The organism is Acidovorax sp. IB03 (assembly GCF_016406015.1).
GTDB lineage: Bacteria > Pseudomonadota > Gammaproteobacteria > Burkholderiales > Burkholderiaceae_C > Acidovorax > Acidovorax temperans.
Genome location: NZ_JAEFCH010000003.1, coordinates 195,012 through 217,765, shown reverse-complemented (window position 1 = coordinate 217,765; position 22,754 = coordinate 195,012). Strand labels below are relative to the sequence as shown.

Annotated in this window: 16 protein-coding genes and 1 pseudogene; 11 read left to right on the top strand and 6 right to left on the bottom strand. The window is 66.9% G+C overall.

Annotated elements, in window-relative coordinates; genetic code table 11:
• From IHV84_RS03155 to IHV84_RS03140, 4 genes and pseudogenes are all read left to right on the top strand, one after another.
• A pseudogene (locus tag IHV84_RS03155) lies at positions 1-173 on the top strand (IS1595 family transposase); the annotation flags it as partial.
• A 111-nt stretch (positions 174-284) separates the two neighbouring features.
• Complete coding sequence (gene imuA / locus IHV84_RS03150; protein ID WP_198845762.1) at positions 285-1,220, top strand: translesion DNA synthesis-associated protein ImuA; 936 nt, start codon at positions 285-287, stop codon at positions 1,218-1,220.
• Positions 1,183-2,766, top strand: a complete 1,584-nt coding sequence (locus tag IHV84_RS03145) for a DNA polymerase Y family protein (RefSeq protein ID WP_233099667.1) — start codon at positions 1,183-1,185, stop codon at positions 2,764-2,766. Before imuA ends, IHV84_RS03145 begins: the two co-directional genes overlap by 38 nt.
• Entirely contained in the window at positions 2,759-6,028 is a 3,270-nt protein-coding gene (locus IHV84_RS03140) for an error-prone DNA polymerase (RefSeq protein ID WP_198845761.1), read from the top strand. Before IHV84_RS03145 ends, IHV84_RS03140 begins: the two co-directional genes overlap by 8 nt.
• 49 nt (positions 6,029-6,077) lie before the next feature.
• Here IHV84_RS03140 and IHV84_RS03135 read toward each other — a convergent pair whose 3' ends face one another.
• From IHV84_RS03135 to IHV84_RS03125, 3 genes are all read right to left on the bottom strand, one after another.
• Positions 6,078-6,962 carry a universal stress protein gene (locus IHV84_RS03135; protein WP_198845760.1) on the bottom strand — a complete coding sequence of 295 codons (885 nt, stop codon included), beginning with the start codon at positions 6,960-6,962 and terminating at the stop codon, positions 6,078-6,080.
• Positions 6,963-7,086: 124 nt separating this feature from the next.
• Entirely contained in the window at positions 7,087-8,070 is a 984-nt protein-coding gene (locus IHV84_RS03130) for a calcium/sodium antiporter (RefSeq protein WP_198845759.1), read from the bottom strand.
• A gap of 59 nt (positions 8,071-8,129) precedes the next feature.
• Entirely contained in the window at positions 8,130-8,720 is a 591-nt protein-coding gene (locus IHV84_RS03125) for a gamma-glutamylcyclotransferase (RefSeq protein WP_198845758.1), read from the bottom strand.
• Positions 8,721-9,108: 388 nt separating this feature from the next.
• Here IHV84_RS03125 and smc point away from each other — a divergent pair, with 388 nt between their 5' ends.
• The 4 genes from smc to IHV84_RS03105 all read left to right on the top strand — a co-directional run bounded on the left by smc (position 9,109) and on the right by IHV84_RS03105 (position 18,600).
• On the top strand, positions 9,109-12,633 hold the full coding sequence (smc, locus tag IHV84_RS03120; RefSeq protein ID WP_198845757.1) for a chromosome segregation protein SMC: 3,525 nt from the start codon (positions 9,109-9,111) through the stop codon (positions 12,631-12,633).
• A 16-nt stretch (positions 12,634-12,649) separates the two neighbouring features.
• A complete protein-coding gene (locus IHV84_RS03115; RefSeq protein ID WP_198845756.1) occupies positions 12,650-13,789 on the top strand; it encodes a cell division protein FtsZ in 1,140 nt (379 codons plus the stop codon).
• 152 nt (positions 13,790-13,941) lie between these two features.
• Complete coding sequence (ligA, locus tag IHV84_RS03110) at positions 13,942-16,068, top strand: NAD-dependent DNA ligase LigA (RefSeq protein ID WP_198845755.1); 2,127 nt, start codon at positions 13,942-13,944, stop codon at positions 16,066-16,068.
• A gap of 132 nt (positions 16,069-16,200) precedes the next feature.
• Positions 16,201-18,600, top strand: a complete 2,400-nt coding sequence (locus IHV84_RS03105; RefSeq protein ID WP_370541172.1) for a penicillin-binding protein 1A — start codon at positions 16,201-16,203, stop codon at positions 18,598-18,600.
• A gap of 251 nt (positions 18,601-18,851) precedes the next feature.
• Here IHV84_RS03105 and IHV84_RS03100 read toward each other — a convergent pair whose 3' ends face one another.
• Together IHV84_RS03100 and IHV84_RS03095 are read right to left on the bottom strand one after the other, a co-directional pair.
• Positions 18,852-19,403, bottom strand: a complete 552-nt coding sequence (locus IHV84_RS03100) for an NUDIX hydrolase (RefSeq protein WP_198845753.1) — start codon at positions 19,401-19,403, stop codon at positions 18,852-18,854.
• A 133-nt stretch (positions 19,404-19,536) separates the two neighbouring features.
• Positions 19,537-20,232 carry a fumarylacetoacetate hydrolase family protein gene (locus tag IHV84_RS03095; RefSeq protein ID WP_198845752.1) on the bottom strand — a complete coding sequence of 232 codons (696 nt, stop codon included), beginning with the start codon at positions 20,230-20,232 and terminating at the stop codon, positions 19,537-19,539.
• A 146-nt stretch (positions 20,233-20,378) separates the two neighbouring features.
• Here IHV84_RS03095 and IHV84_RS03090 point away from each other — a divergent pair, with 146 nt between their 5' ends.
• Genes IHV84_RS03090 through IHV84_RS03080 form a run of 3 tightly spaced genes read left to right on the top strand, consistent with a single transcriptional unit; the run spans position 20,379 to position 22,447 of the window.
• Entirely contained in the window at positions 20,379-20,828 is a 450-nt protein-coding gene (locus tag IHV84_RS03090; protein WP_044402876.1) for a MarR family winged helix-turn-helix transcriptional regulator, read from the top strand.
• Between the two features lie 60 nt (positions 20,829-20,888).
• Positions 20,889-21,557, top strand: a complete 669-nt coding sequence (gene maiA / locus IHV84_RS03085; RefSeq protein ID WP_198845751.1) for a maleylacetoacetate isomerase — start codon at positions 20,889-20,891, stop codon at positions 21,555-21,557.
• Complete coding sequence (locus tag IHV84_RS03080; protein ID WP_370541169.1) at positions 21,536-22,447, top strand: polyphenol oxidase family protein; 912 nt, start codon at positions 21,536-21,538, stop codon at positions 22,445-22,447. The genes maiA and IHV84_RS03080 overlap by 22 nt, the downstream gene beginning before the upstream one ends.
• On the opposite strand, the gene IHV84_RS03075 is transcribed toward IHV84_RS03080, so the two are convergent.
• Positions 22,364-22,687, bottom strand: coding sequence for a hypothetical protein (locus IHV84_RS03075; RefSeq protein ID WP_198845750.1), 324 nt, complete (start codon positions 22,685-22,687; stop codon positions 22,364-22,366). The two genes, IHV84_RS03080 and IHV84_RS03075, sit on opposite strands and share 84 nt — an antisense overlap.
• Positions 22,688-22,754 lie beyond the last annotated feature (67 nt).

Genomic DNA, 22,754 nt, shown 5'->3' with positions numbered 1-22,754 from the left:
TGGACGCCTATCTCGATGAATTCGTGTTCCGTTTCAACCGGCGCACATCCAGCTCACGCGGGATGCTGTTTTACCGCTTGCTGCAGCAAGCGGTGGTTACGCCGCCAGTGACGTATGGGGATGTCGTGAGCAAGAACACCGGGGAGAGCCAATCGGATACCATTGCTGGATGAAATCACAGTATCAATGGGGCTGCTGGAGCTAAATAGATACCCCTTATAAAAATACAGTTATTATGCAATTCACGACGCACCGTTGATTCACCCACCCCGCGAACTTCCTCCATGTCTGCCTTGTCTTTTGCGCCCCCGCGCGATGCGCCAGCCAAAGCCCCTGTGCATTTGCAGGGGCTTTGGCTGGGCCACCAGTTGTGCGATGCCGCTTCGGCCCCCACCCAGCCCACGGGGCACAGCGCGCTGGATGCGCAGTTGCCCGGTGGCGGCTGGCCCATTGGCGCGCTGACCGAGGTGCTGCAGCCCAACCCCAGCCGCCATGCCTGGCAACTGCTGCAGCCCGCGCTGGCGCAGGCCACGGCGGCCCGGCCGGGGTCTGTGGTGCTGGTCGCCCCGCCGTTCGAGCCTTTTGCCCCTGCCTTGCAGGCCGCTGGCCTGCCGCCTGCGCGCTTGTGCAAGGTGCAGCCGGGGGCTGCAGCCACAGGCAAAGCCGCCACCGCCGCGCTGTGGGCGGCCGAGCAGGCGCTGCGCTGCCGCGATGTGCTGGCCGTGGTGGCCTGGCTGCCCCAGGCGCTGCCCGATCAGTTGCGCCGCCTGCACCTGGCGGCTGCGCAAATGGGGCAGTTGCTGTGGGTGTTTCGCCCCGCCGGGGTGCGCCAGCAGGCATCGCCCGCGCCGCTGCGGCTGTGGGTGCAAGAAGACGTGACCCAGCCCCTGGCCATGCGGGTGCAGGTGCTCAAGCGCAAGGGGCCGCCGCTGGCCCAGCCTTTGGTGTTGCCAGCGGGCTCAGCCCGGCTGGCGCAGGTGCTGGCAGCAGGCGCCCTGCGCAGCCAGCAGCGGCGAGGGCAGGGCGCTGTTGCGCCCGTAACGCCTGTGCGGTCATCACCCGTTTCTGCTGCACCTGCAGCATTGCCCGCATTGGCGCTGGCCACTGCGTTCGGGATGCGGGAGGGTGGTGCTGCGCTGGGTGGTTTGCAAGAGCCTGCCGGTGGGTGGAAGGGGGTGGCACATGCACTGGATCGCCTGGCCGTGCCCGCAACCCGTTGAACCCCGCCCGCCCAGCGCCCACGCCCCTGGGGTAGCGGGTGCCGAGCCCAGCCTGCACGCGCACGCACCGTCGGGCGGTGTGCCCGGTGCTACGCCCACATGGCAAACGGTACAAGGCGCCGAGGCTTGGTGGGCGCTGCGCTTTACCCCCAGGGTGGCGCGTGTGGATGAGGCGCTGCTGCTGGAGGTGTCTACCACCGAGCGCCTGTGGGGCGGCCGCGCGGCGCTGCTGGCCCAGCTGCAAGCCAGTGCGCCTGCGATGGAAACCGGCGTTGCGCCCGAACCTGCACCGGTGGCCTGGCTGGCGTCTCCATCGCCCCGCGTGCAGCCACCGCCCGCGCCTTTTGCCCAGGGCGCTACATCGTTCCAGGCCCTGGCACTGCTGCGGCTGCAGCAGGCAGGGCTGCGCCCACCCCGGCGCGTGCCGCACGATTTGCCCCTGCACACCCTGACGGCGCTGCGCCCCCATGTGGCCAGCCTGGCGCGCATGGGCTGCAACACCTGGGGCCAGTTGCGCGCCTTGCCGCGCGATGGGGTGGCGCGGCGGCTGGGCGCTTCGGCCTTGTACGCGCTGGACTGTGCCTATGGCGACGCCCCCCACACGCACACCTGGCTGGAGCTGCCCGAAACCTTCGCCCTGGCGGCCGAGCTGCCCGCGCTGGCCACCTCGGCCGATGCGCTGCTGTGGTCGGCCCACGCCTTGCTGCAAGCACTGCAGGCCTGGCTACAGGCGCGCCAGCAGGGCGTGCTGGCGCTGGAACTGGCCTGGCACCACGACCTGCGCAAGGTGGACGGCAAGCCCGTGCCCCCCTGGCAGGCGCTGCCTGTGCGCACCGCCCAGCCCACGCAGGCCCTGGCCCACCTGCGCCGCCTGCTGGCCGAGCACCTGGCCCGCACGCCGCTGGCCGCACCCGTCAACCAGATTGCCCTGCGCGCCCTGCAAACCGTGCCCATGCCCCAGGCCAGCGCCAGCCTGCTGCCCCCCGCAGGCGTGGTGGGCCGCAGTGCCGAAGACCACGCCCGCAGTGAAAGCTGGCACCAGTTGGTAGAGCGCCTGTCGGCCCGCCTGGGGCCCGAGCAGGTGCAAGGCGTGGCCCTGGTGGCAGACCACCGGCCCGAACGCATGCAGCACTGGCGGCCCGTCAGCCACTTGCTGCAGGCAGGTGGAACAGACCCTGGCAAATCCCCGCAGCCCCACGCGTTGCCCGACGCCAGCCTGTGGCCCACCTGGCTGCTGCGCCCGCCGCAACGCCTGGCGGTGCAGGGCAGCCGCCCTTGCTACCAGGGGCCGCTGCGCCTGCTGGCGGGCCCCCACCGGCTGGAGGCCGCGTGGTGGGAAGCTGCCGACGCCCCTGAATCGCCCCCCAATGCCTGCGGTGCCGACCCCGCCCCCGGCCTGGTGGTTCGCGACTACTTTGTGGCCCACAACGAGCGCGCCGGGCATGTGTGGGTGTTTCGTGAGCGGACACCATCGGCCCCGCCTGGCACCGAAGGCGGCGCGCCCACCCGGCAGCATCGCTGGTTTTTGCACGGCATTTATGGCTGAAGGCACCACACCCGCCCGCCCGGCCACGCTGGTGCTGCCCGACTATGCCGAGCTGCACTGCGTCTCCAACTTCAGCTTTCAGCGTGGCGCATCGCACCCGCACGAGCTGGTGGAGCGCGCTGCCGCCCTGGGCTACCGCGCACTGGCGCTGACGGACGAATGCTCGGTGGCGGGTGTGGTGCGCGCCCATGTGCGGGCCAAGGCGCTGGGGCTGCACCTCATCGTGGGCAGCGAGTTTGCGTACCCCGGCTTTCGGCTGGTGGCACTGGCGCGCAATGCGCAGGGCTGGGGCAACCTGTGCCAGTTCATCACCACGGCGCGGCGTAGCGCGGCCAAAGGTAGTTACCAGATGGGGCCCCTGAGCGATGTGCGCCAGCTGCAAGGCTGCGAGCTGCTGCTGGTGCCCGAGCGCACGGTGCAAAACGCTACTGATTTTGTAGCTGTTAGCGCTTTATTGGAAAGCGCTAGAGCCCAGTTTGGCTTGAATTTTTGGCTGGTGGCTGAGCTGCTGCTGGAGCCCGACGACGACCTGTGGCTGGCCACCTTGCAGCAGGCGGGCGCGGCGGTGGGCGTGCCGCTGGTGGCCGCGGGCGATGTGCACATGCATGTGCGCTCGCGCAAGCCGCTGCAGGACGTGATCACCGCCGTGCGCCTGGGCCTGCCGGTGGCGCAATGCGGCTTTGCGCTGCAGCCGCATGCCGAGCGGCACCTGCGCCAGCGCGTGCGGCTGGCGGGCATTTATCCGCCCGAGCTGCTGCAGGCCACGGTGCAGATTGCGCAGCGCTGCACCTTCAGCCTCGACGAAATCAAATACCAATACCCGCAAGAGGCCGTGCCCCCCGGCATGACACCCGCCCAGGGCCTGGCCTGGCTCACCTACGAAGGCGCAGCCAGCCGCTACCCGCAGGGCGTGCCGCCTGCGGTGCACACCCAGCTGCAGCGTGAGCTGGCGCTGATTGCCGACTGCCAATACGAGATGTACTTTCTGACGGTGCACGACATCGTGCGCTATGCGCGCAGCCAGGGCATCTTGTGCCAGGGGCGCGGCTCGGCGGCCAATTCGGCGGTGTGCTTTTGCCTGGGCATTACCGAGGTAGACCCCACCCGCTCGCACCTGCTGTTTGAGCGCTTCATCAGCAAAGACCGCCAGGAGCCGCCCGACATTGATGTGGACTTTGAGCATGATCGGCGCGAAGAGGTTATCCAGTACATCTACAGCAAATACGGACGCGACCGCGCCGCCATTGCCGCCGTGGTCACCACCTACCGCACCCGCAGCGTGCTGCGTGACGTGGGCGAGGCCCTGGGCGTGCACCCGGCGGTGGTCGATGCCTTTGCCAAAGAGCACCACTGGTTTGACGAAGACCTGGCCAGCCACAAGCTGCAGGCCCTGGCCGAATCATTGGGCCAGCCGCTGGCGGCGCACACCGCCCGCCTGTGGCTGGAACTGGCGGGTGAGCTGCACGGGTTTCCGCGCCACCTCAGCCAGCATGTGGGCGGCTTTGTGCTTACGCAGGGGCCGCTGTCGCGGCTGGTGCCGATTGAAAACGCGGCCATGGCAGACCGCTCCATCATCCAGTGGGACAAGGACGACCTGGACGACATGGGCCTGATGAAGGTGGACGTGCTGGCGCTGGGCATGCTCAGCGCACTGCGCCGCTGCCTGGATCTGCGCGCCGCGCTGCGGGGTGAGCGCTGGCGGCTGGCCGACATCCCGGCTGAAGACCCGCACACCTACGACATGATTTGCGCCGCAGACACCGTGGGCGTGTTCCAGATCGAAAGCCGCGCCCAGATGAGCATGCTGCCGCGCCTGCAGCCGCGTGTGTTTTACGACCTGGTGGTGGAAGTGGCCATCGTGCGGCCCGGCCCCATCCAGGGCGGCATGGTGCATCCGTATTTGCAGGCGCGCGAGCGGCGCAGGCGGGGCGAGGCGCTGGTGCTGGAAAAGCCCGAGCTGGAAAAGGCGCTGGAGCGCACGCTGGGCGTGCCGATTTTTCAGGAACAGGTGATGCAGATCGCCATGATTGCGGCCAATTTCTCAGCCGCCGAGGCCGATGCCCTGCGCCGGTCCATGGCCGCCTGGAAGCGCACGGGCGGCGTGCATAAGTTTGAAAAGCGCCTGATCGACGGCATGGTTGCCAACGGCTACGCGCTGCCCTTTGCCCAGGCCATCTTTGCGCAGATGCTGGGCTTTGGCGAATACGGCTTTCCAGAAAGCCATGCCTACAGCTTTGCGCTGCTGGCCTACAGCAGCAGCTGGCTCAAGTGCCACGAGCCCGCGTGCTTTCTCGCGGCGCTGCTCAACTCCTTGCCCATGGGGTTCTACAGCGCATCGCAACTGGTGCAGGATGCCCGCCGCCACGGCGTGCGTGTGCTGCCGATCGATGTGAACCACAGCGACTGGGATTGCACGCTGGAAGGCACGCCCCAGCGGCTGCAGCCCCCCCGGCCCATCCCCGGCGTGCGGCCCGCTGCCTTGCCCCAGCCTGCGGTGCGCCTGGGGTTGCGGCTGGTCAGCGGCCTGCATGCCAATGCCGCAAAGCGCTTGCTGCAGGCCCGTGCGCAGGCACCGCAGCACCGCTTTGCCAGCACCGAAGACCTGGCCCTGCGCGCCGGGCTGGAGCGGCACGACCTGCAGGCCCTGGCCGCTGCCGATGCGCTGGCCGCCTTGTCGGGCCACCGTCGCCAGCAAATGTGGGACGCCGCCGCCCAGCACCGCGCCCCTGCGCTGCTGCGCCACGCCCCGGTCAACGAAGCGCCGCTGGAGCTGCCCCAGGCGCCCGAGGGCGAAGAAATCGTCTTCGACTACGCCGCCACGGGCCTGACCTTGCGCCGCCACCCACTGGCCCTGCTGCGCCCGCGCCTGGCGCGCTGGCGGCTGCTCACGGCCCTGCAGCTGCAAAGCGTGCCCCATGGCCGCAGCGTGCGCGCCTGCGGCATCGTCACCGTGCGCCAGCGGCCGGGCACCGCCAAAGGCACCATGTTTGTGACGCTGGAGGATGAAACCGGCCCGGTCAACGTCGTCGTCTGGCCGGGGTTGATTGAGCAGTGGCGCGATGCGCTGCTCAAGTCACAACTGCTGGCCGTGCAGGGCCTGTGGCAGTGCGCTACAGGGCCGGTGCCGCCATCGGCCGGGGGGCAGGGCGCAGCGCCTGGGGTGCCCGCCGTGCGTCACCTGGTCGCCCAGCGCTTCAAAGACCTGACCCCGCTGCTGGGCCGCCTGGGCGGGGCGTTGCAGGGCAGCCGCGACTTTCATTGAGGCCTAGGCGCCCATGGCGCCTCATTCTGAAAAAGCCGGCGCCAGTGGTTTACACCGACACCAGCACATCGCACTGCGACTGCGCCAGGGCATAGCGGGTGACGCTGCCCAGCAACACGTCTTCCAGCGTGTTGTCTCCTTGCTTGCCCATCACGATCAGATCGCAGTCAAGTTCCTGCTCCTGCTGCACCAGCAGCAGCGAGGGGTCGCCGTGCATCACCACCGTGGGGGTGAATACCGGGTCCAGGCCCGCCACTTCGCACAGCGCCTGCATACTTTCCAGCGCCTCCTGGCGGGCTTTGGATCGGTAGTGCTGGATCTGATCGGCCTGCACACCGGCGTATTCCATCATTCCCTCGTATGGCACGTCGTAGGCATGCAGCAGCACCAGGCTGGCGCCCGGCGCCACCGCCTGTGCGATGCGGATGGAACGCAGCGAATGCGCTGAAAAGTCCACCGGCACCAGCACCGTCTTGTAGGGCTCGTGGGGCGCCTGCTTGACCACCAGCATCGGGCGCGTGGTCTTGCTCACCATGCGTTCTGCGGTAGAGCCCAGCAGCATGTGCCGCATGAAGCTCGCGCCCCGCGCGCCCAGCACCACCAGGTCGGCCTGGGCGGCATCGGTGTAGCCCTGCAATTCGGGCAGCAGGGCACCGTGGGCTACATGCACCTGGGTTGCAACGTTGTGGCGCTGCGCCATGGAGTCTGCCAGCTCTTGCAGGGCATTGCGCGGGGCATTGAGCATGAGCTGCTCCAGGTCAGACGGAATCTGCCCGGCCAGCCGGCGTAGCCTTTGCAGCGGCGCAGGCGTGGTCACATGCACCAGATCGAGCTGCGCGCCGGTCACGCGGGCCACGCTGGCAGCACGCTCAACGGCGTGCCGGGCGGGGGCGGAAAGATCGGTGGCGGCGACGAGCCGGTTCAAGGATGCCATGGTGCTTCTCCAACGGGTGATCGAATACTTCTGGAAGGGGTGGCCGGGAGGGGCGCCTGCGCCAGCCATGCTTCGCAGGCCATTCTGCATGATGGGCTGCGCGCACCCAGCGATGCCCCTGCGTTCATGCGCGCACGAAAATCAGCGTGCCCAGGTACACCGCGTAAGCGGTGACGAACAGAGCGCCTTCGGTGCGCGAGATGCGCCGGTCGGTAACGAAAATGGGCACGCACAGCAGCGCCACCAGCGCCGCCAGCGGCAGGTCTACGTGCAGCAAGGGCGCGTCCACGGGCACCCCGCTGGGGGTTGCCAGGCAGGTGACGCCCAGAATGAACAGAATGTTGTAGGTGCTGCTGCCAATCAGGTTGCCAATGGCAATGTCCCGCTCGTTCTTGAGGGTGGCCATGATGGTGGTGGCCAGCTCGGGCGCCGATGTGCCGATGGCCACAATAGTCAGGCCCACCACCGCGTCTGATACGCCCAGCGACCGGGCCATGTCTACGGCACCCGTCACCAGCAGTTCAGCCCCTACCACCACGACGACGATGCCGGCCGCCAGCATCAGCACGCTGACCGTGCCCTGCAGGGTGGTAACCCGGGGCAGGAGGTTGCTGGCGCTGTACTCGCGCGAGAACTCTTGCTGGATAGGCAGGCTTTCGCGCTGGCTCATGTAAACCATGGCAATGGTGTACGCCACCGCTGCGCCCACCATCAGGGCGCCTTCGGGGCGGCTGAGCTGGCCGTCCCACGCCATCCACAGCAGTGCCCCGGCCGATATCACCATCACCGGCAAGTCCAGCTTCAGGCTCAGCAGTTGCAAGGGCAGCGGCTTGATCCACGCGCTCAGGCCCAGAATGAAAAGAATGTTGACGATGTTGGTGCCGGCGATGTTGCCCACCGCCAGCCCGCCGTTGCCCTCGGCGGCTGCGGTCAGCCCCACGGCCATTTCGGGGGTGCTGGTGCCCACAGCCACCACGGTCAGGCCCAGAATCATGGGCGACACCCCCAGCAGCGCCCCCACCCGTGAGCCGCCGCGAACAATCAGTTCCGCCCCCACGATGACGACAACCAGACCCGCCAAGAAGGATGTGATGGCAACCAGGTGCATGGGGCCATTATGGAGGGCGCCCCCCAGGCGTTGCGGGGACCATGTGCCCAGGGCCTGGCTTAGCGCGGGCGGCGTGTCAGCGCAATCAGCCGCGCCAGGGCCCTGTCGTGGATGCCGTGCCGCAGCAATTCATCGTGCGTGGCTTGTGCGTAGTCCCGCGTGGTGCCGTAGCGGCCGGACGCCTGCTCAAAAATGCGGCGGTATTCATAGTCTGGCAGCACGCCCGTGTGGTTGGGGCTTTTGCGCGACAGGGTGAACGCCAGCGCCTTCACCGTGCCGTACGGCGTCTGGCAGGGCAGCCAGCGCGGGTCGTACACGGCGTTGACCATCTCGCGGTCCCACAGCGGGGGCATCACATCCCGCACCCGGTGCCGTTCGATACGAAACACCATGCCCCGGCAGCTGCCCCCGGTCAGCAGCGCAAACACCAGGCCGGGGCATTCGGGCGTGCCCCGGTTCACGCGGCTCCACATCTTCAGCGCTCGGTGCCAGCCGTGCACCTTGGCGGGCCGCTGCTCGGCGTAGTCAAAGTCGGGTCGCCAGATAAGCGAGCCGTAGCCAAACAGCCAGAGGTCTTGGTGGGGGTTCCACTGCGCCAGCGTCTGGGCCAGCATGGCAGCGGGGTCGCGCGGAGCGTGCAGGGGTGTCATGCCGTGGGGTGGCGGTGTCGGGTCTGAACAGAGGGGCTGGGATGAATGCCGAGCCGCAATTATTGGCGCCCCCGAGGGGATTTGCTGGCAGGGTCGATGAAACCTCGGGCAGCGGTGGCCTATCGTAGGTTGGAAAAATGCTCATATTTTGATAGCTGGTAGCGCTTGTCCGTCAAGCGCCAGAGGCCAATTTGGTTGAATATTGGCCGCCAGCGTGCTGCGTCGCAGCATCGAGCGGCCCTGGCACGGCGGCGTGCGCCAGGATCAGAGGCAGGCGGCCCCTTGGGGCGCGGTATCATCCGGGCCTGCCCAGGTCGCCTGCAGCTTCCTGGGCGATTTGCGTTGTTGTTCGCTGTTGTCCTTGCTCCACGCTCCCTCCGCCTGACCCGTGCGTCTTACCTCCATCAAGCTCTCCGGCTTCAAGTCGTTCGCTGAACCCACCAACTTCATGCTGCCAGGGCAACTGGTCGGTGTGGTGGGGCCGAATGGCTGCGGCAAATCCAACATCATGGATGCGGTGCGCTGGGTGCTGGGCGAGAGCAAGGCCAGCGAGCTGCGCGGCGAGAGCATGCAGGACGTGATCTTCAGCGGCACCACCACCCGCAAGCAGGCCAGCCGCGCCAGCGTGGAGCTGGTGTTTGACAACTCCGACCACCGCGCAGGCGGCCAGTGGGGCCAATACGGCGAGGTGGCCGTGCGCCGCGTGCTCACCCGCGACGGCACCAGCAGCTACTTTCTGAACAACCAGCCCGTGCGCCGCCGCGACGTGCAGGACGTGTTTCTGGGCACCGGCCTGGGGCCCCGCGCCTACGCCATCATTGGGCAGGGCACCATCAGCCGCATCATCGAAAGTCGCCCCGAAGAGCTGCGCCTGTTCCTCGAAGAAGCTGCCGGGGTCTCCAAATACAAAGAGCGTCGCCGCGAGACCGAAAACCGCCTGGCCGACACGCGCGAAAACCTCACGCGGGTGGAAGACATCCTGCGCGAGCTGAACGCCAACCTCGAAAAGCTGGAAAAGCAGGCCGAGGTGGCCGCCAAATACAACGCGCTGAACGCTGACGCCACGCTCAAGCAGCACCAGCTGTGGTTCCTGAAGCGCGCCGACGCAGAGGCCGAGCAGACCAAGGTGCGCCTGGAGGGCCTGCAGGCCGTGAACGACCTCGAATCGCGCATGGCCGACCTGCGCGCTGTCGAATCTGACCTGGAAACCATCCGCCAGGCGCACTACGCGGCGGGCGACCAGGTCAACCAGGCCCAGGGCAAGCTGTACGAGGCCACGGCCGAAGTGGGGCGGCTCGAAGCTGAAATCCGCTACGTGGTGGAAGGCCGCGTGCGCGTGGAGCAGCGCCTGTCCACCCTGGCCGAGCAGATCGCCCAGTGGCAGGCCCGGAAGGAAGAAGCCGACATCGAGCTGGAAAACCTGGCCGGTGCGGGCGTGGACGCCGAAGAGCGTGCCGAACTGCTGGCGGCCCAGCTCGAAGAGCAGGCCATGCAGCTGCCCGACCTGGAAGACGCCCTGCGCCAGGCGCAGACCCGCGCCAGCGAGCAGCGCGCCAGCGTGGTGCAGGTGCAGCAGCAAATTGGCGTGCTGGCCGCCGAGCAGCGCAGCCTGGACGAGCAAAGCCGCCAGCTCGACACCCGCTACGAGCGCCTGCGCGCCGACCGCAACGCCCTGGCCGCGCCCGACGAAGCCCGCCTGAACAACCTGCGCAGCCAGTTGGAAGCCGCCCAAGAACAGGCCGAGACCACTGAAGCCCGCCTGGCAGAGTTGCAAGACACCGTGCCCCAGCTGGACGAAGACCGCCGCGCCCGCCAGCAGGACGTGAACACCGAAAGCGCCCGCCAGACCGACCTGTCGGCCCGCATGGAAGCCCTGAAGGCGCTGCAGGAAAAGGTCAAGACCGATGGCAAGCTGCGCCCCTGGCTGGCCAAACACGGACTGGATGGCATGCAGGGCCTGTGGAGTCGCATCCACATCGAACCCGGCTGGGAAAACGCCCTGGAAGCCGCCCTGCGCGAACGCCTGGGCGCGCTGGAAGTGGGGCGCCTGGACATGGTGCGCGGCTTTTTGGGCTCGAACGAAAACGACGCGCCTCCCGCACGTCTGGCTTTCTACAGCGCCCCTGCTGCGGGTGTGCCCGAGCCCACGGGCGCGCACACCCGGCTGTCAGACCTGCTGCGCATCCACGACGCCAGCCTGCGCGCTGTGCTGACCGACTGGCTGCAGGGCTGCAGCATCGCCCAGACGCTGGACGAGGCCCTGAACCGCCGCGCCAGCCTGCAGCCGGGCGAAGTGATCTATGTGCCCACGGGCCACGCCGTCAGCAGCCACAGTGTGAGCTTTTACGCGCAAGACTCCGAACAGTCGGGCCTGCTGGCGCGTGCGCAAGAAATTGAGCACCTCGAAAAAGAACTGCGCGCCCAGGCGCTGATTGCCGACGAATCGCGCACCGCGCTGGTCCGCGCCGAAGCGGCTTATGCCGATGCCTCGCAACGCTTGGTGGCCGCCCGCCGCGAGGCCACCGAGGCCCAAAGCCGCGCCCACGAACTGCAGGTGGAAACCCTGCGCCTGACCCAGTTGGCCGAGCAGACCCGTGCGCGCAGCGAGCAGATTGACGCCGACCTGGGTGAGGTCGAGGCCCAACTGGCCGACCTGCAAGAGCGCCGCGTGGCCGCCGAGGCCCGCTTTGAAGAGCTGGACATGCAACTGGCCGACAGCCAGGAGCGCGAAGCCCAGCTGGGCGACCGGGTGATCGAGACCGAGCGCAAGCTAAACGCCTGCCGCGAACAGCAGCGCATGCTGGAGCGCCAGGTGCAAGAGGCCACCTTCTCGCAACGCAGCCTGGACGCCCGCCGCGCCGAGCTGAACCGCTCCATCGAAACCGCCAACCAGCAGGCCACGGCCCTCACCGACGAGCAGCAGCGCGCCCGCGACGAGCTGGCACGCCTGTCAGACGCCGCGGCGCAGGGCGGCTTGCAACAGGCGCTGGACTTGAAGATGGACCGGGAAAAGGCTCTGGCCGCCCAGCGCAGCGAATACGACGACCTGACAGCCAAACTGCGCGCCAGTGACGAGCGCCGCATGCAATTGGAGCGGGCGCTGGACCCGCTGCGCCAGCGCATCACCGAATTCCAGCTCAAGGAACAGGCCGCGCGTCTGGGCCTGGAGCAATACACCACGCTGCTGACCGACGCCCAGGCCGACCTGGAGGCCGTCGAAAAATCGATTGCCGACGGCAACGTGCGCGTGCAGGGCCTGCAGGGCGAAATCGACCGCCTGCACCGCGAAATTGCCGCGCTGGGCGCCGTCAACCTGGCTGCGCTGGATGAACTGAACCTGGCGCGTGAACGCAAGGTGTTTTTGGACGCGCAAACCGCCGATTTGACCGAGGCCATGAACACGCTGGAAGACGCGATCCGCAAGATCGACGGCGAAACCCGCCAGCTGCTGTCGGGCACGTTTGAGACGGTGAACGGGCACTTCGGCCGCATGTTCCCTGAGTTGTTCGGGGGCGGGCAGGCCAAGCTCATCATCACCGGCGACGAGATTCTGGATTCGGGCGTGCAGGTGATGGCGCAGCCACCCGGCAAGAAGAACCAGACCATTCACCTGCTCTCGGGTGGCGAGAAGGCACTCACGGCCATTGCGCTGGTGTTTGCGATCTTCCAGCTCAACCCCGCTCCGTTTTGCCTGCTGGACGAGGTGGACGCGCCGCTGGACGACGCCAACACCGAGCGCTACGCCAAGCTGGTGGCCAGCATGAGCAAGGAAACCCAGTTCCTGTTCATCAGCCACAACAAGATCGCCATGGAAATGGCCGAGCAACTGATCGGCGTAACCATGCAGGAACAAGGTGTGTCGCGCATCGTGGCGGTGGACATGGAGTCCGCCCTGTCCATGGCCGACGCTTGATTTGAACTGACCCCCCATGAACTCATCTCTGTTACTGAGTCTGGCAATCACCGGTGGGCTGGTGCTGGCGGCCATCGTGGCCTACAACGCCTGGATCCTGCACCGCAACGCTCCCAAAAAAGCCTTGCCCCCTGACCCGGACCGCCCGGCCCCCGTCGCAGGCGACCCCTTGCTTGAACCCACCCTGCGCCAGGAACCTTCGCTCGACGCCGACTTGGGCCCGAGCAACGCCGCCAGCTATGCGAATCTGGATCAGGGTGCAGAGCCGCACGAACACACGGTGGATGCGGGCGATGCCCTGCGCATGCCGGTGCCCACGCACAGCCTGGAACGCCGCCCAGGGCTGGATCCGCTGATCGATGTGATCGCGTCCATCCAGCCCGAAGGCCTTGTCTCTGGCGACGCGGCCCTGGCCGCCTTGCCACCCACGCGCCGCGCCGGCAGCAAGCCTTTTGCCATTGAAGGGCTGAACGACGCCACCCAGCAGTGGGAGACCCCTGCACCCGGCCAGCGCTACCGCAGCTTCCAGGCCGGGGTGCAACTGGCCAACCGCATGGGCGCGCTCAACGAGATCGAGTTCTCTGAATTCGTGATGAAGGCACAGGGCTTTGCCGACGCCATCAACGCCGCCCCCGACTTCCCCGACATGCTGCAGGAAGTGGCCCGCGCCCGCGAGCTGGATCAGTTCGCCAGCGACCACGACGCGCAGCTTTTGTTTGTGCTGCGCGCCCACCAGGCCGCCTGGAGCCCCGGCTACCTGCTGCAAAATGCCGCCCGCGTGGGCTTTGTGGTGGGCGCCATGCCCGGCCGTTTGGTGCTGCCCGCCAGCGCACCTGGCCTGCCGCCCGTGCTCACCCTGGGTTACGACACCCAGGCCGCCCTGGCCGATGACCCAGACCAGTCCGCCATCCGCGACATCAGCCTGAGCCTAGACGTGGCCCAGGTGCACCGCACAGAACAGCCCTTTGCCCGCCTGCGTGAAGTGGGCGCAGCCCTGGCGGAAGCCATGGACGGTGTGCTGTGCGACCAGAACGGCCAACCCTTGCCCGCCATGGCCATGGACCCGATCGCCGCGGACCTGGAGCTGCTGTATGACCAGCTTGATGCGCGTGATTTGTCGGCTGGCTCGGTGCTGGCCCGCCGCCTGTTTAGCTAGAACGTGCAGCCCCTTTTGAGCCGTTTTCGGCGTCTTCTCCCCTGCGGGGAACGGCGCCCTCTCTGCAGGGCGGCCTTCGCTCGGTGTTCCTGGCGCCAGCCTTGCCCTTTGCAGGCAACGCGCCCCGTGTCTGTCGATGCCGATCACAATCCATGACCGAAAATTTAGACCTTTTTTCGGCTCCAGCGCCCGAAAATAAAGCGCAAGCAGCTATCGATTTGGAAGCAAAAGCTGTTGCCCTGCGCACTCAATTGAATCAGTGGGCCCACCAGTATTACGTGCTGGATGAGCCCACCGTGCCCGACGCCGAATACGACCGCGTGTTCCGCGAATTGCAGGCGCTCGAGGCCGCACACCCACATCTCGTTACCCCTGATTCACCCACCCAGCGCGTGATTGGCGCCGTGATGGAAGGGCTGGCCCCGGTGCGTCATGTGGTGCCCATGCTCAGCATCCACACCGAAACCGACACTGAAGCCACGGGCGCGCAAGCATTTGACGCCCGCGTGCGCCGCGAGCTGGGGCTGAGCGAGGCTGACCCCGCCATCGAATACGTGGCCGAGCCCAAGTTTGACGGCTTGGCCATGAGCCTGCGCTACGAGCGTGGCCGCCTAGTGCAGGCCGCCACGCGGGGCGACGGCGAGGTGGGCGAGGACGTGACGCACAACATCCGCACCATCCGTCAGATTCCGCTGACCTTGCCCGAGGGCGTACCCCCAGTGCTGGAAGTGCGCGGCGAGGTCTACATGCGCCGGGCCGACTTTGATGCCCTGAACGAGCGCCAGCGCGAGCAGGGCGGAAAGACCTTTGTGAACCCGCGCAACGCCGCAGCGGGGGCCGTGCGCCAGCTCGATTCGAACATCACCGCCCAGCGCCCGCTGAGCTTTTTTGCCTACGGCTTGGGCGCCATCACGCCGCCTGACCAGGGCGGGCCGGTGTTTCGCACGCATTACGAGATGCTGCAGACGCTGAAATCTTGGGGTTTTCCGGTCGCAGCCGAGGTGCAGATTGCGCGAGGCGCTACGGAATTGGTAGCGTTTCACCAGCAGGTGGGCGCCAGCCGCGATGCATTGCCATACGACATTGATGGCGTGGTCTACAAGGTCAACTCGCTGCAGTTGCAGCGCGACCTGGGCTTCAAGACCCGCGAACCCCGCTGGGCTGTGGCGCACAAGTACCCCGCGCAGGAGATGGCGACCAAGGTCGAGGGCATCGACATCCAGGTGGGCCGCACCGGCAAGCTCACGCCCGTGGCGCGCCTGGCGCCGGTGTTTGTGGGCGGCGTCACGGTGACCAATGCCACGTTGCACAACCTGTTCGAGATTCGCAAGAAAGGCGTGCGCGTGGGTGACCAGGTGATCGTGCGGCGCGCAGGCGATGTGATTCCCGAAGTGGTGGGCGTGATGGCTTCCGGCCCGCGCCCGGCCTACGTCCAGAATTTCCGCATGCCGCGCCAGTGCCCCATTTGCGGCAGCGAGGTGGTGCGTGAAAAGGGCGAGGCCAACCACCGCTGCACAGGCGGCCTTTTTTGCGCAGCCCAGCGCAAAGAGGCCATCCTGCACTTTGCCGCCCGCCGCGCCATGGACATTGAGGGCCTGGGCGACAAGCTGGTAGACCAGCTGGTGGATGCCAACGTGATCCGCACACTGCCTGACCTGTATCGCTTGGGCCTGAGCGCCCTGGTGGTGCTGGAGCGCATGGCCGACCGCTCGGCCCTGAACCTGCTGGCCGCGCTGGAGAAGTCCAAGCAAACCACGCTGCCGCGCTTTTTGTTTGCGCTGGGCATCCGGCACGTGGGCGAGTCCACGGCCAAAGACCTGGCCAAGCACTTTGGCACGCTGGACGCGCTCATGGGGGCGGATGCCGAGTCGGCCGCCACCGAAGAGCAACTGCTGCAGGTGCCCGACGTGGGCCCCATCGTGGCGCGCAGCGTGCACACCTTCTTCCAGCAGCCCCACAACCGCGAGGTGGTGGAACAACTGCGTGCCTGCGGCGTGACCTGGCCCGAGGGCGTGCCCACCGAACGCGCACCCCAGGTGCTGGCGGGCAAGACCATTGTGCTGACGGGCACCCTGCCCACGCTCAGCCGCGACGCGGCCAAAGAGATGCTCGAAGCCGCAGGCGCCAAGGTGTCGGGCTCGGTCAGCAAAAAAACCAGCTATGTGGTGGCTGGTGAAGACGCGGGCAGCAAGCTGGCCAAAGCCGAAGAACTGGGCGTGCCCGTGCTGGACGAGGCAGGCATGCTGGCGCTGCTGGCGGGCGAGGGCGGTGCCGCGTGAGCATGGTGTGGTGCCATGTGCCCCGACTTGCCAGGGGCGCCACAAGGCCGGTTGATCCATTCACTGAGCAGCCCCAGCCCGGGCTGAACTGAACCCATGCTCCGTTTTCTCTCCACTTTGCGCACGGGCCTGATGGCTGGGGCGCGCCGGGTGCTGCAAACCCTGCGCACTGTACCCGCCCTTTGGGGGCGCTTGCAGCCCCGCAGCTGGCGCACTTGGCTGCTGCTGGTGCTGGCCTTGCCAGCGCTGCTGGCGGTGTACACGCTGCTGCTCATCCCGTTCACCCCATCGATTGCCGACATCACCAAGGCCAAGACCGAGCGGCCCGCGCAGCTCTTGTCGGTGGATGGCAAGGTGCTGGCCGAGTACCGCTGGGCCAACCGCGAGTGGGTGGCGCTGAACCGCATCTCGCCCCATGTGGTCAACGCCCTCATCGCCACGGAGGACCACCGCTTTTACGAGCACTCGGGCATGGACTTCAGGCGCACTGCGTCGTCGGTGGTGCACACGCTGCGCGGCGATCCGCAGGGCGGCTCCACCATCACGCAGCAGCTGGCGCGCAACCTGTTCCCGGAAGAAATTGGCCGCTCGCGCACCATCACCCGCAAGCTCAAGGAGGCCATCACCGCCTTCAAGATCGAGTGGACGTACTCCAAGGATGAAATCCTGGAGACCTACCTCAACACCGTGCCGTTTCTGTACAACGCCTACGGCATCGAGATGGCCGCGCGCACGTATTTCGACAAGTCGGCCGACAAGCTCAACCTGCTGGAAAGTGCCACGCTGATTGGCATGCTCAAGGGCACGGCCTACTACAACCCCGTGACCCAGCCCGAGCGCTCGCAGGCGCGGCGCAACATCGTGCTGGCGCAAATGGTCAAGCGCGGCAAGCTGGAAGAGTCCAAGCTGGCGGCCCTGCAAAAGCGCCCGCTGCGCATTGACTTTGAACGCCAGACCGAAGCCATGGGCCTGGCCCCGCACTTTGCGCAGCAACTGCGCAAGCAGCTCATCGCCTGGGCCGATGCCAATGGCTACAGCCTGCACGCCGATGGCCTCATCGTGCGCACCACCATCGACTCGCGCCTGCAGGCCATGGCCAACCAGGCCGTGGCACGGCAGGGCCGCCAGTTGCAGGGCATTGCCGACAACGCCTGGTCGGCCCGCAACGGCTGGAACCCCAAGAGCGAACTGGTGCAAGCACTGGTGCGCGAAACCCCGCAATACCGCGAGGCGGTGGCCAAGGGCGAGCCTGCGGATGAAGTGCTGAAATCCCTGCTGGCCGACACCCGCTTCATGACCGCGCTGAAGCAGGAAAAAACCCGCGTGCAGGCGGGTTTCATGGCCATGGACCCCGTCACCGGCCATGTGCTGGCCTGGGTGGGCAGCCGCGACTTTGCTGCCGACCCGTTCGACCATGTGCAGGCCGCCCGCCGCCAGCCGGGCTCCACCTTCAAGCCCTTTGTGTACGGCGCCGCCTTCATGCAGGGGGCGCTGCCCACCGACGAGCTGATGGACGAGGCGGTAGAGATTCCGCTGGGCGGCAACCAGGTGTGGCGCCCCACCGATGGCGGTGCGCCCAGCAACGCCCCTATGACGCTGGCCGACGGCCTGGCATTTTCCAAAAACACCATCACCGCCCAAGTCATGCAGAAGGTGGGCCCGGCCCGTGTGGCCGACCTGGCCCGCGCCATGGGCGTGCGCGAGAGCAAGCTGGAAGAGGTGCCATCGCTGGCGCTGGGCACCAGCCCGGTCACGCTGCGCGAAATGGTCACTGCCTACAGCACCATCGCCAACGCAGGCCGCTACGTCGAGCCCATCCTCATCACCAGCATTGAAGACCGCCACGGCAAGGTGCTGCAAACCTTTGCGCCGCCCGCGCCCGAGCAGGCCATGCCCCTGCAGGCTGCACAAACCCTGCGCAACGCCATGCGCGGCACCATCGACCGGGGCACCGGCTCCGCTCTGCGCAGCCGCTACGGCCTGCGGGCCGACCTGGCGGGCAAAACCGGCACCACGCAAGACAACACCGACGGCTGGTTCATTGCCTTGCACCCGCGTGTGGTAGCGGGTGCGTGGGTGGGCTTCAACGATGGGCGCATCACCCTGCGCAGCGATTACTGGGGCCAGGGCGCCCACAGCGCCCTGCCCATGGTGGGCGACTTTTTGCAGCAGGCCTTCCGCACCAACACCCTGGACGGCCGCGACCGGTTTGTGGACGAAGAAACCCCCAGTTTGCTGGGCGATGCCATGAACGGTGTGCGCACCTGGGTGCGTGATCTGTTTGGCCGGGATGTTCCCCCGCCGCCCGAGGTAGGTGCCGACCCGCTGCCACCATCCCTGCCGCCAGGCTCGCTCCCGCCCGTGATTCGCGATGCGGACCCGCCGCCACCCGGCGCCCAAGGGGGGCAGGGCGGTGCCGTGTTTGGTGGCAGCCCCGTGCCACTGACGCCCGCAGAAGCTGCAGCCACCCCGGTGCCGGGTGTGGTGGTGCCATCGCAGACCGACAGGCCTGTGCGGGACGGGGAACAGTGAACGCCTGAAGCCCCCGCTGTTTATCCAACATCCAAGGGGAATGGCACGGCTCTGAAGGCTTTGACGGTTGCCACGGCAATGGTGGCCGCCCATTTCATGGCCTGCCGGGGCTATGTCTTGTGCGCGTATCGCTTGTCAGGTCGTTACGGTGCGGGGCTTCAACCGCACCCAAGCCGCTGCCTGGCTGTCGCTTGCCCAGCACCGGCAGCCCCTGGACGATGCTTACGGACAGACGGTGCGGTAGCGGCAAATCACTCAATATCCACGCAGTGCAGTCCAAACGTTCCGGTCTTGCGATCGGCAAAGTAGGCTTCCAGGGTTTCCTTCACCGTGCGGAAGGCGATCTCGTCCCAGGGCACTTCGGCTTCGGTGAACAGGCGCGCTTCGATGGTTTCAAAGCCGGGGTTGAATTTTTCACTGAGCACGCTGGCCAGGTAGAAAAAGTGCACCTGCCCCACGCGCGGCACGTTGAGCACGCTGAACAGTGGGCCCATCTGGATTTGTGCCCCGGCCTCTTCATCGGTTTCGCGGGCTGCGCCTTGCGAGGTGGTTTCGTCCAGTTCCATGAAGCCTGCGGGCAGCGTCCACTTGCCCCAGCGCGGTTCAATGTTGCGCTTGCACAGCAGCACCCGTCCGTCGGGCGTGGTGGGCACGGTGCCAACGACGTTCAGCGGGTTTTCGTAGTGCACCGTGTTGCAGGCGGGGCAGACGGCGCGCAGCTTGGTATCGCCGTCGTCAGGCAGACGGTACACCACGGCGTTGCCGCAGTTGCGGCAGTGTTTGATGGGGCTGCGGTAGGTCATGCAGAAGTTTGAGTCAAATCGGCTTGTAGCGCTTGATGGATAAGCGCAGCAAGCTATCAAAATAGTAGTGAATATGGCAGGCGTTGCTGGCGCGGTGGGCGGGGGCAACGATGCACCCCCGCCGCGCGGCGCATTACACCAGCTTGAGGCGAATGCTGCCCAGCCCGTCCACGCCGCCTTCCAGCACGTCGCCAGTGACGACGGCGCCCACGCCTTCGGGGGTGCCGATGTAGATCAGGTCGCCGGGCTGCAATTCCCAGGCGGCCGAGAGGTGCTCGATGGTTTCGGCAATGTTCCAGATCAGTTGGGCAACGTTGCTGCGCTGGCGGTCCACCCCGTTGACTTGCAGCCAGATGCCAGCCTTGCCCACATCGCCCGCCTGCGCTGCGGGGGTGATGGGGCCAATGGGCGCGCTGTGGTCAAAGCCCTTGCCAATGCTCCAGGGGCGGCCCTGCTTTTTCATGTCGTTTTGCAGGTCGCGGCGGGTCATGTCCAGGCCCACGGCGTAGCCGTAGATGTGCGAGAGCGCATCAGCCGCCGCAATGTTCTTGCCCCCCTTGCCAATGGCCACCACCAGCTCGATCTCGTGGTGCAGGTTGGTCGTGAGGGACGGGTAGGGCAGCGGGGTGGTGGCGCCGGGAGCGGCAACCACGATGGCGTCGGCTGGCTTCATGAAGAAGAAGGGTGGCTCGCGCCCTGTGAAGCCCATCTCCTTGGCGTGCTCTTCATAGTTACGGCCCACGCAATAGATGCGGTGCACCGGAAATTGCGCTTCAGTGCCCACCACAGGAACGCTGGGGGCGGGGGCGGGGGGGAACACGTAGCTCATGTCTGCCTTTCGTTGTGGTGTGGCTGCTGTGCGCAGCCCAAAAACAGTGCCGCGCCCGCCAGCGAAGCATGGCTTGCCCGTGGGCGCATGAAGCGCAGTGTGCCACGGGCACGGGCTGTTTGCAGGGGGGCGCTACACTCGCGCCCATGCCCAAGAGCTTCGATTTACACACCGCGCCGGGCCACCTGGTTCGGCGAGCGCACCAGCGCTCGGTGGCGCTTTTCATGGAAGAAGCCGCCGACTTTGATGTGACGCCCGTGCAGTTCGCCATCTTGCACGCACTGCTGGAACAGCCGGGCGAGGACCAGGTGACGCTGGCCACCCGTGTGGCGTTTGATGCCGCCACGTCGGGCTCGGTCATCGGGCGCCTGGAGGCGCGCGGCTGGGTGCGGCGTGAGCCTGATACCCAGGACCGGCGCCGCAAACTCCTGTGGATCACCCCCGAAGGCGAAGCTGCCGTGCTGCGCATGCGCCCGGCCGCCCAGCGCGTGCAGGAAAGGCTGGTCGCCCCCCTGACGCCGCAGGAACAAGCCCAGCTCAACGCCTTGCTGACCAAACTGGTGTTCAGCACCGGCACCGAAAGCCACGGGCGCTGAGGTGTTGGGGGCGTCCCCATCTCTGCGTCAGAACCCCCGTTATCCGCTTTGCGCTTGACCATGAAGCTCTACAACTATTTCCGCTCCTCCGCCTCTTTTCGCGTGCGCATCGCGCTCAATATCAAGGGCCTGCCTTATGAGTACCTGCCGGTGCACCTGCTGCGTGGCGAGCACCGCGACCCGGCCTACGCCAACCTGGTAGGCGATGCCCTGGTGCCCGCCCTGGTCACCGACGAGGGGGCCGTGCTGCCGCAATCCATGGCCATCATGGAATATCTGGAAGAGCTGCAACCCACCCCTGCGCTGTTACCCACCACGCCCCTGGCCCGCGCCCGGGTGCGCGCCCTGGCGCAAATGGTGGCTTGCGAAATCCACCCGCTGAACAACCCCCGCGTGCTCAAGTACCTCACCGGTACCCTGCACGCCGATGAAGACGCGAAAAATGCCTGGTACCACCACTGGGTGCGCCAGGGCCTGGAGGCCTTTGAGCGCCAGCTGGCACTGCTGGCCGCCGAGCGGCAGGCGCAGGGGCTGGCCCCCTCGGTGTATTGCTGGGGTGACACCCCCACGCTGGCCGATTGCTGCCTGGTGCCGCAAATCTTCAACGGCAAGCGCTTTGGTGTGAACCTGGACAGCCTGCCTTTGACCATGGCTGCATTCGATGCCTGCATGGCCCTGCCTGCATTCGCCCAGGCCCAGCCCTCGGCGTGTCCGGACAACGCGCCGTGAGCGGCGGCGTGGACGCTGCGCTGCCCGCAGATTGGCTGGTGCCCGACTGGCCCGCCCCGGCGGGCGTGCAGGCCCTGTGCACCACGCGCGCTGGCGGCGTCAGCCAGGGGCCCTATGCCAGCATGAACCTGGGCACGCATGTGGGCGACGACCCCCAGGCGGTGCAGACCAACCGCGCCCTCCTGCAGGCGACCCTGGGTCAATCCACACCGGGCGCCCGCCCTGTGTTTTTAAGCCAGGTGCATGGCACGGGCGTGGCTGCGTTGACCGCCTCTACCCCCGACAACACCGAGGCAGATGCCTGTGTGGCGACTGATGCTGGCGTGGTGTGCACCATCATGGTGGCCGATTGCCTGCCGGTGTTGCTTGCCCACACCAGTGGCGCCGTGGTGGGTGCTGCTCACGCGGGCTGGCGGGGCCTGGCGGGCCAGAGCGGCGTGGGTGTGTTGGAATCAGTCATGCGTGCGTTGTTTGAGCGATTTCAGGCTCTAGCGCTTATCAATAAAGCGCAAGCAGCTATCAAAAATGTAGCAAGCAACACTGAAAGTTTTGAAGCGGTAGCCTGCGATACATTGGCTTGGCTGGGGCCTTGCATCGGCCCGCAGGCTTTTGAGGTGGGCCCGGAAGTGCACGAAGCGTTCTGCGCTGCTGGCCCCCAATACAGCGCCTGCTTTGTTTCATCGCCCACCCAGCAGGGCAAATGGCTGGCCGATTTGGCGGGCCTGGCCCGTTTGCGCCTGCAGGCCATGGGCGTCACGCGCATTTATGGCAATGACAGCAGCGCAGCGTGGTGCACGGTCACCCAGTCAGCCCGGTTCTTTTCCCATCGGCGTGACACGGCTTTGCTCGGCGGCAGCGGGCGTCTGGCCGCCTGCATCTGGCGCGGTTGAGGCGGGCGCCGCCGCCTGGGCCTGTGCTTCCTCGTAGGCGGCCCGCTCGGCCATCTCGCGCGCCTTGATGGCGCGTTTGCGTGATGGGGTGCCCAGGATGTAGCCCACGATGCCCATCGGCAGCAAGCCATACAGCACAAACGTCATGACAGCGCCCAGCACGGTGCCCATGGGGCTGGTGGCCTCGGCCACTGCCATCATCAAAGTGACGTAAAGCCATGCAATCAGGACAAGGTACATTGGTGTGTATGTAGGTGAAATGCTCCATCATGGTTGCCATGCCCCAGCGGGCTGGGCAACAATGAAC

Bases quoted from the DNA above. Each gene is read 5' to 3' on its own strand.
- IHV84_RS03125 (WP_198845758.1), bottom strand. From the start codon at position 8,720: ATGACACCCCTGCACGCTCCGCGCGACCCCGCTGCCATGCTGGCCCAG.
- IHV84_RS03115 (WP_198845756.1), top strand. From the start codon at position 12,650: ATGAACTCATCTCTGTTACTGAGTCTGGCAATCACCGGTGGGCTGGTG.
- imuA (WP_198845762.1), top strand. From the start codon at position 285: ATGTCTGCCTTGTCTTTTGCGCCCCCGCGCGATGCGCCAGCCAAAGCC.
- IHV84_RS03095 (WP_198845752.1), bottom strand. From the start codon at position 20,232: ATGAGCTACGTGTTCCCCCCCGCCCCCGCCCCCAGCGTTCCTGTGGTG.
- IHV84_RS03140 (WP_198845761.1), top strand. From the start codon at position 2,759: ATGGCTGAAGGCACCACACCCGCCCGCCCGGCCACGCTGGTGCTGCCC.
- maiA (WP_198845751.1), top strand. From the start codon at position 20,889: ATGAAGCTCTACAACTATTTCCGCTCCTCCGCCTCTTTTCGCGTGCGC.
- IHV84_RS03135 (WP_198845760.1), bottom strand. From the start codon at position 6,962: ATGGCATCCTTGAACCGGCTCGTCGCCGCCACCGATCTTTCCGCCCCC.
- IHV84_RS03105 (WP_370541172.1), top strand. From the start codon at position 16,201: ATGGCTGGGGCGCGCCGGGTGCTGCAAACCCTGCGCACTGTACCCGCC.
- IHV84_RS03090 (WP_044402876.1), top strand. From the start codon at position 20,379: ATGCCCAAGAGCTTCGATTTACACACCGCGCCGGGCCACCTGGTTCGG.
- IHV84_RS03100 (WP_198845753.1), bottom strand. From the start codon at position 19,403: ATGACCTACCGCAGCCCCATCAAACACTGCCGCAACTGCGGCAACGCC.
- ligA (WP_198845755.1), top strand. From the start codon at position 13,942: ATGACCGAAAATTTAGACCTTTTTTCGGCTCCAGCGCCCGAAAATAAA.
- IHV84_RS03130 (WP_198845759.1), bottom strand. From the start codon at position 8,070: ATGCACCTGGTTGCCATCACATCCTTCTTGGCGGGTCTGGTTGTCGTC.
- IHV84_RS03075 (WP_198845750.1), bottom strand. From the start codon at position 22,687: ATGTACCTTGTCCTGATTGCATGGCTTTACGTCACTTTGATGATGGCA.
- IHV84_RS03145 (WP_233099667.1), top strand. From the start codon at position 1,183: ATGCACTGGATCGCCTGGCCGTGCCCGCAACCCGTTGAACCCCGCCCG.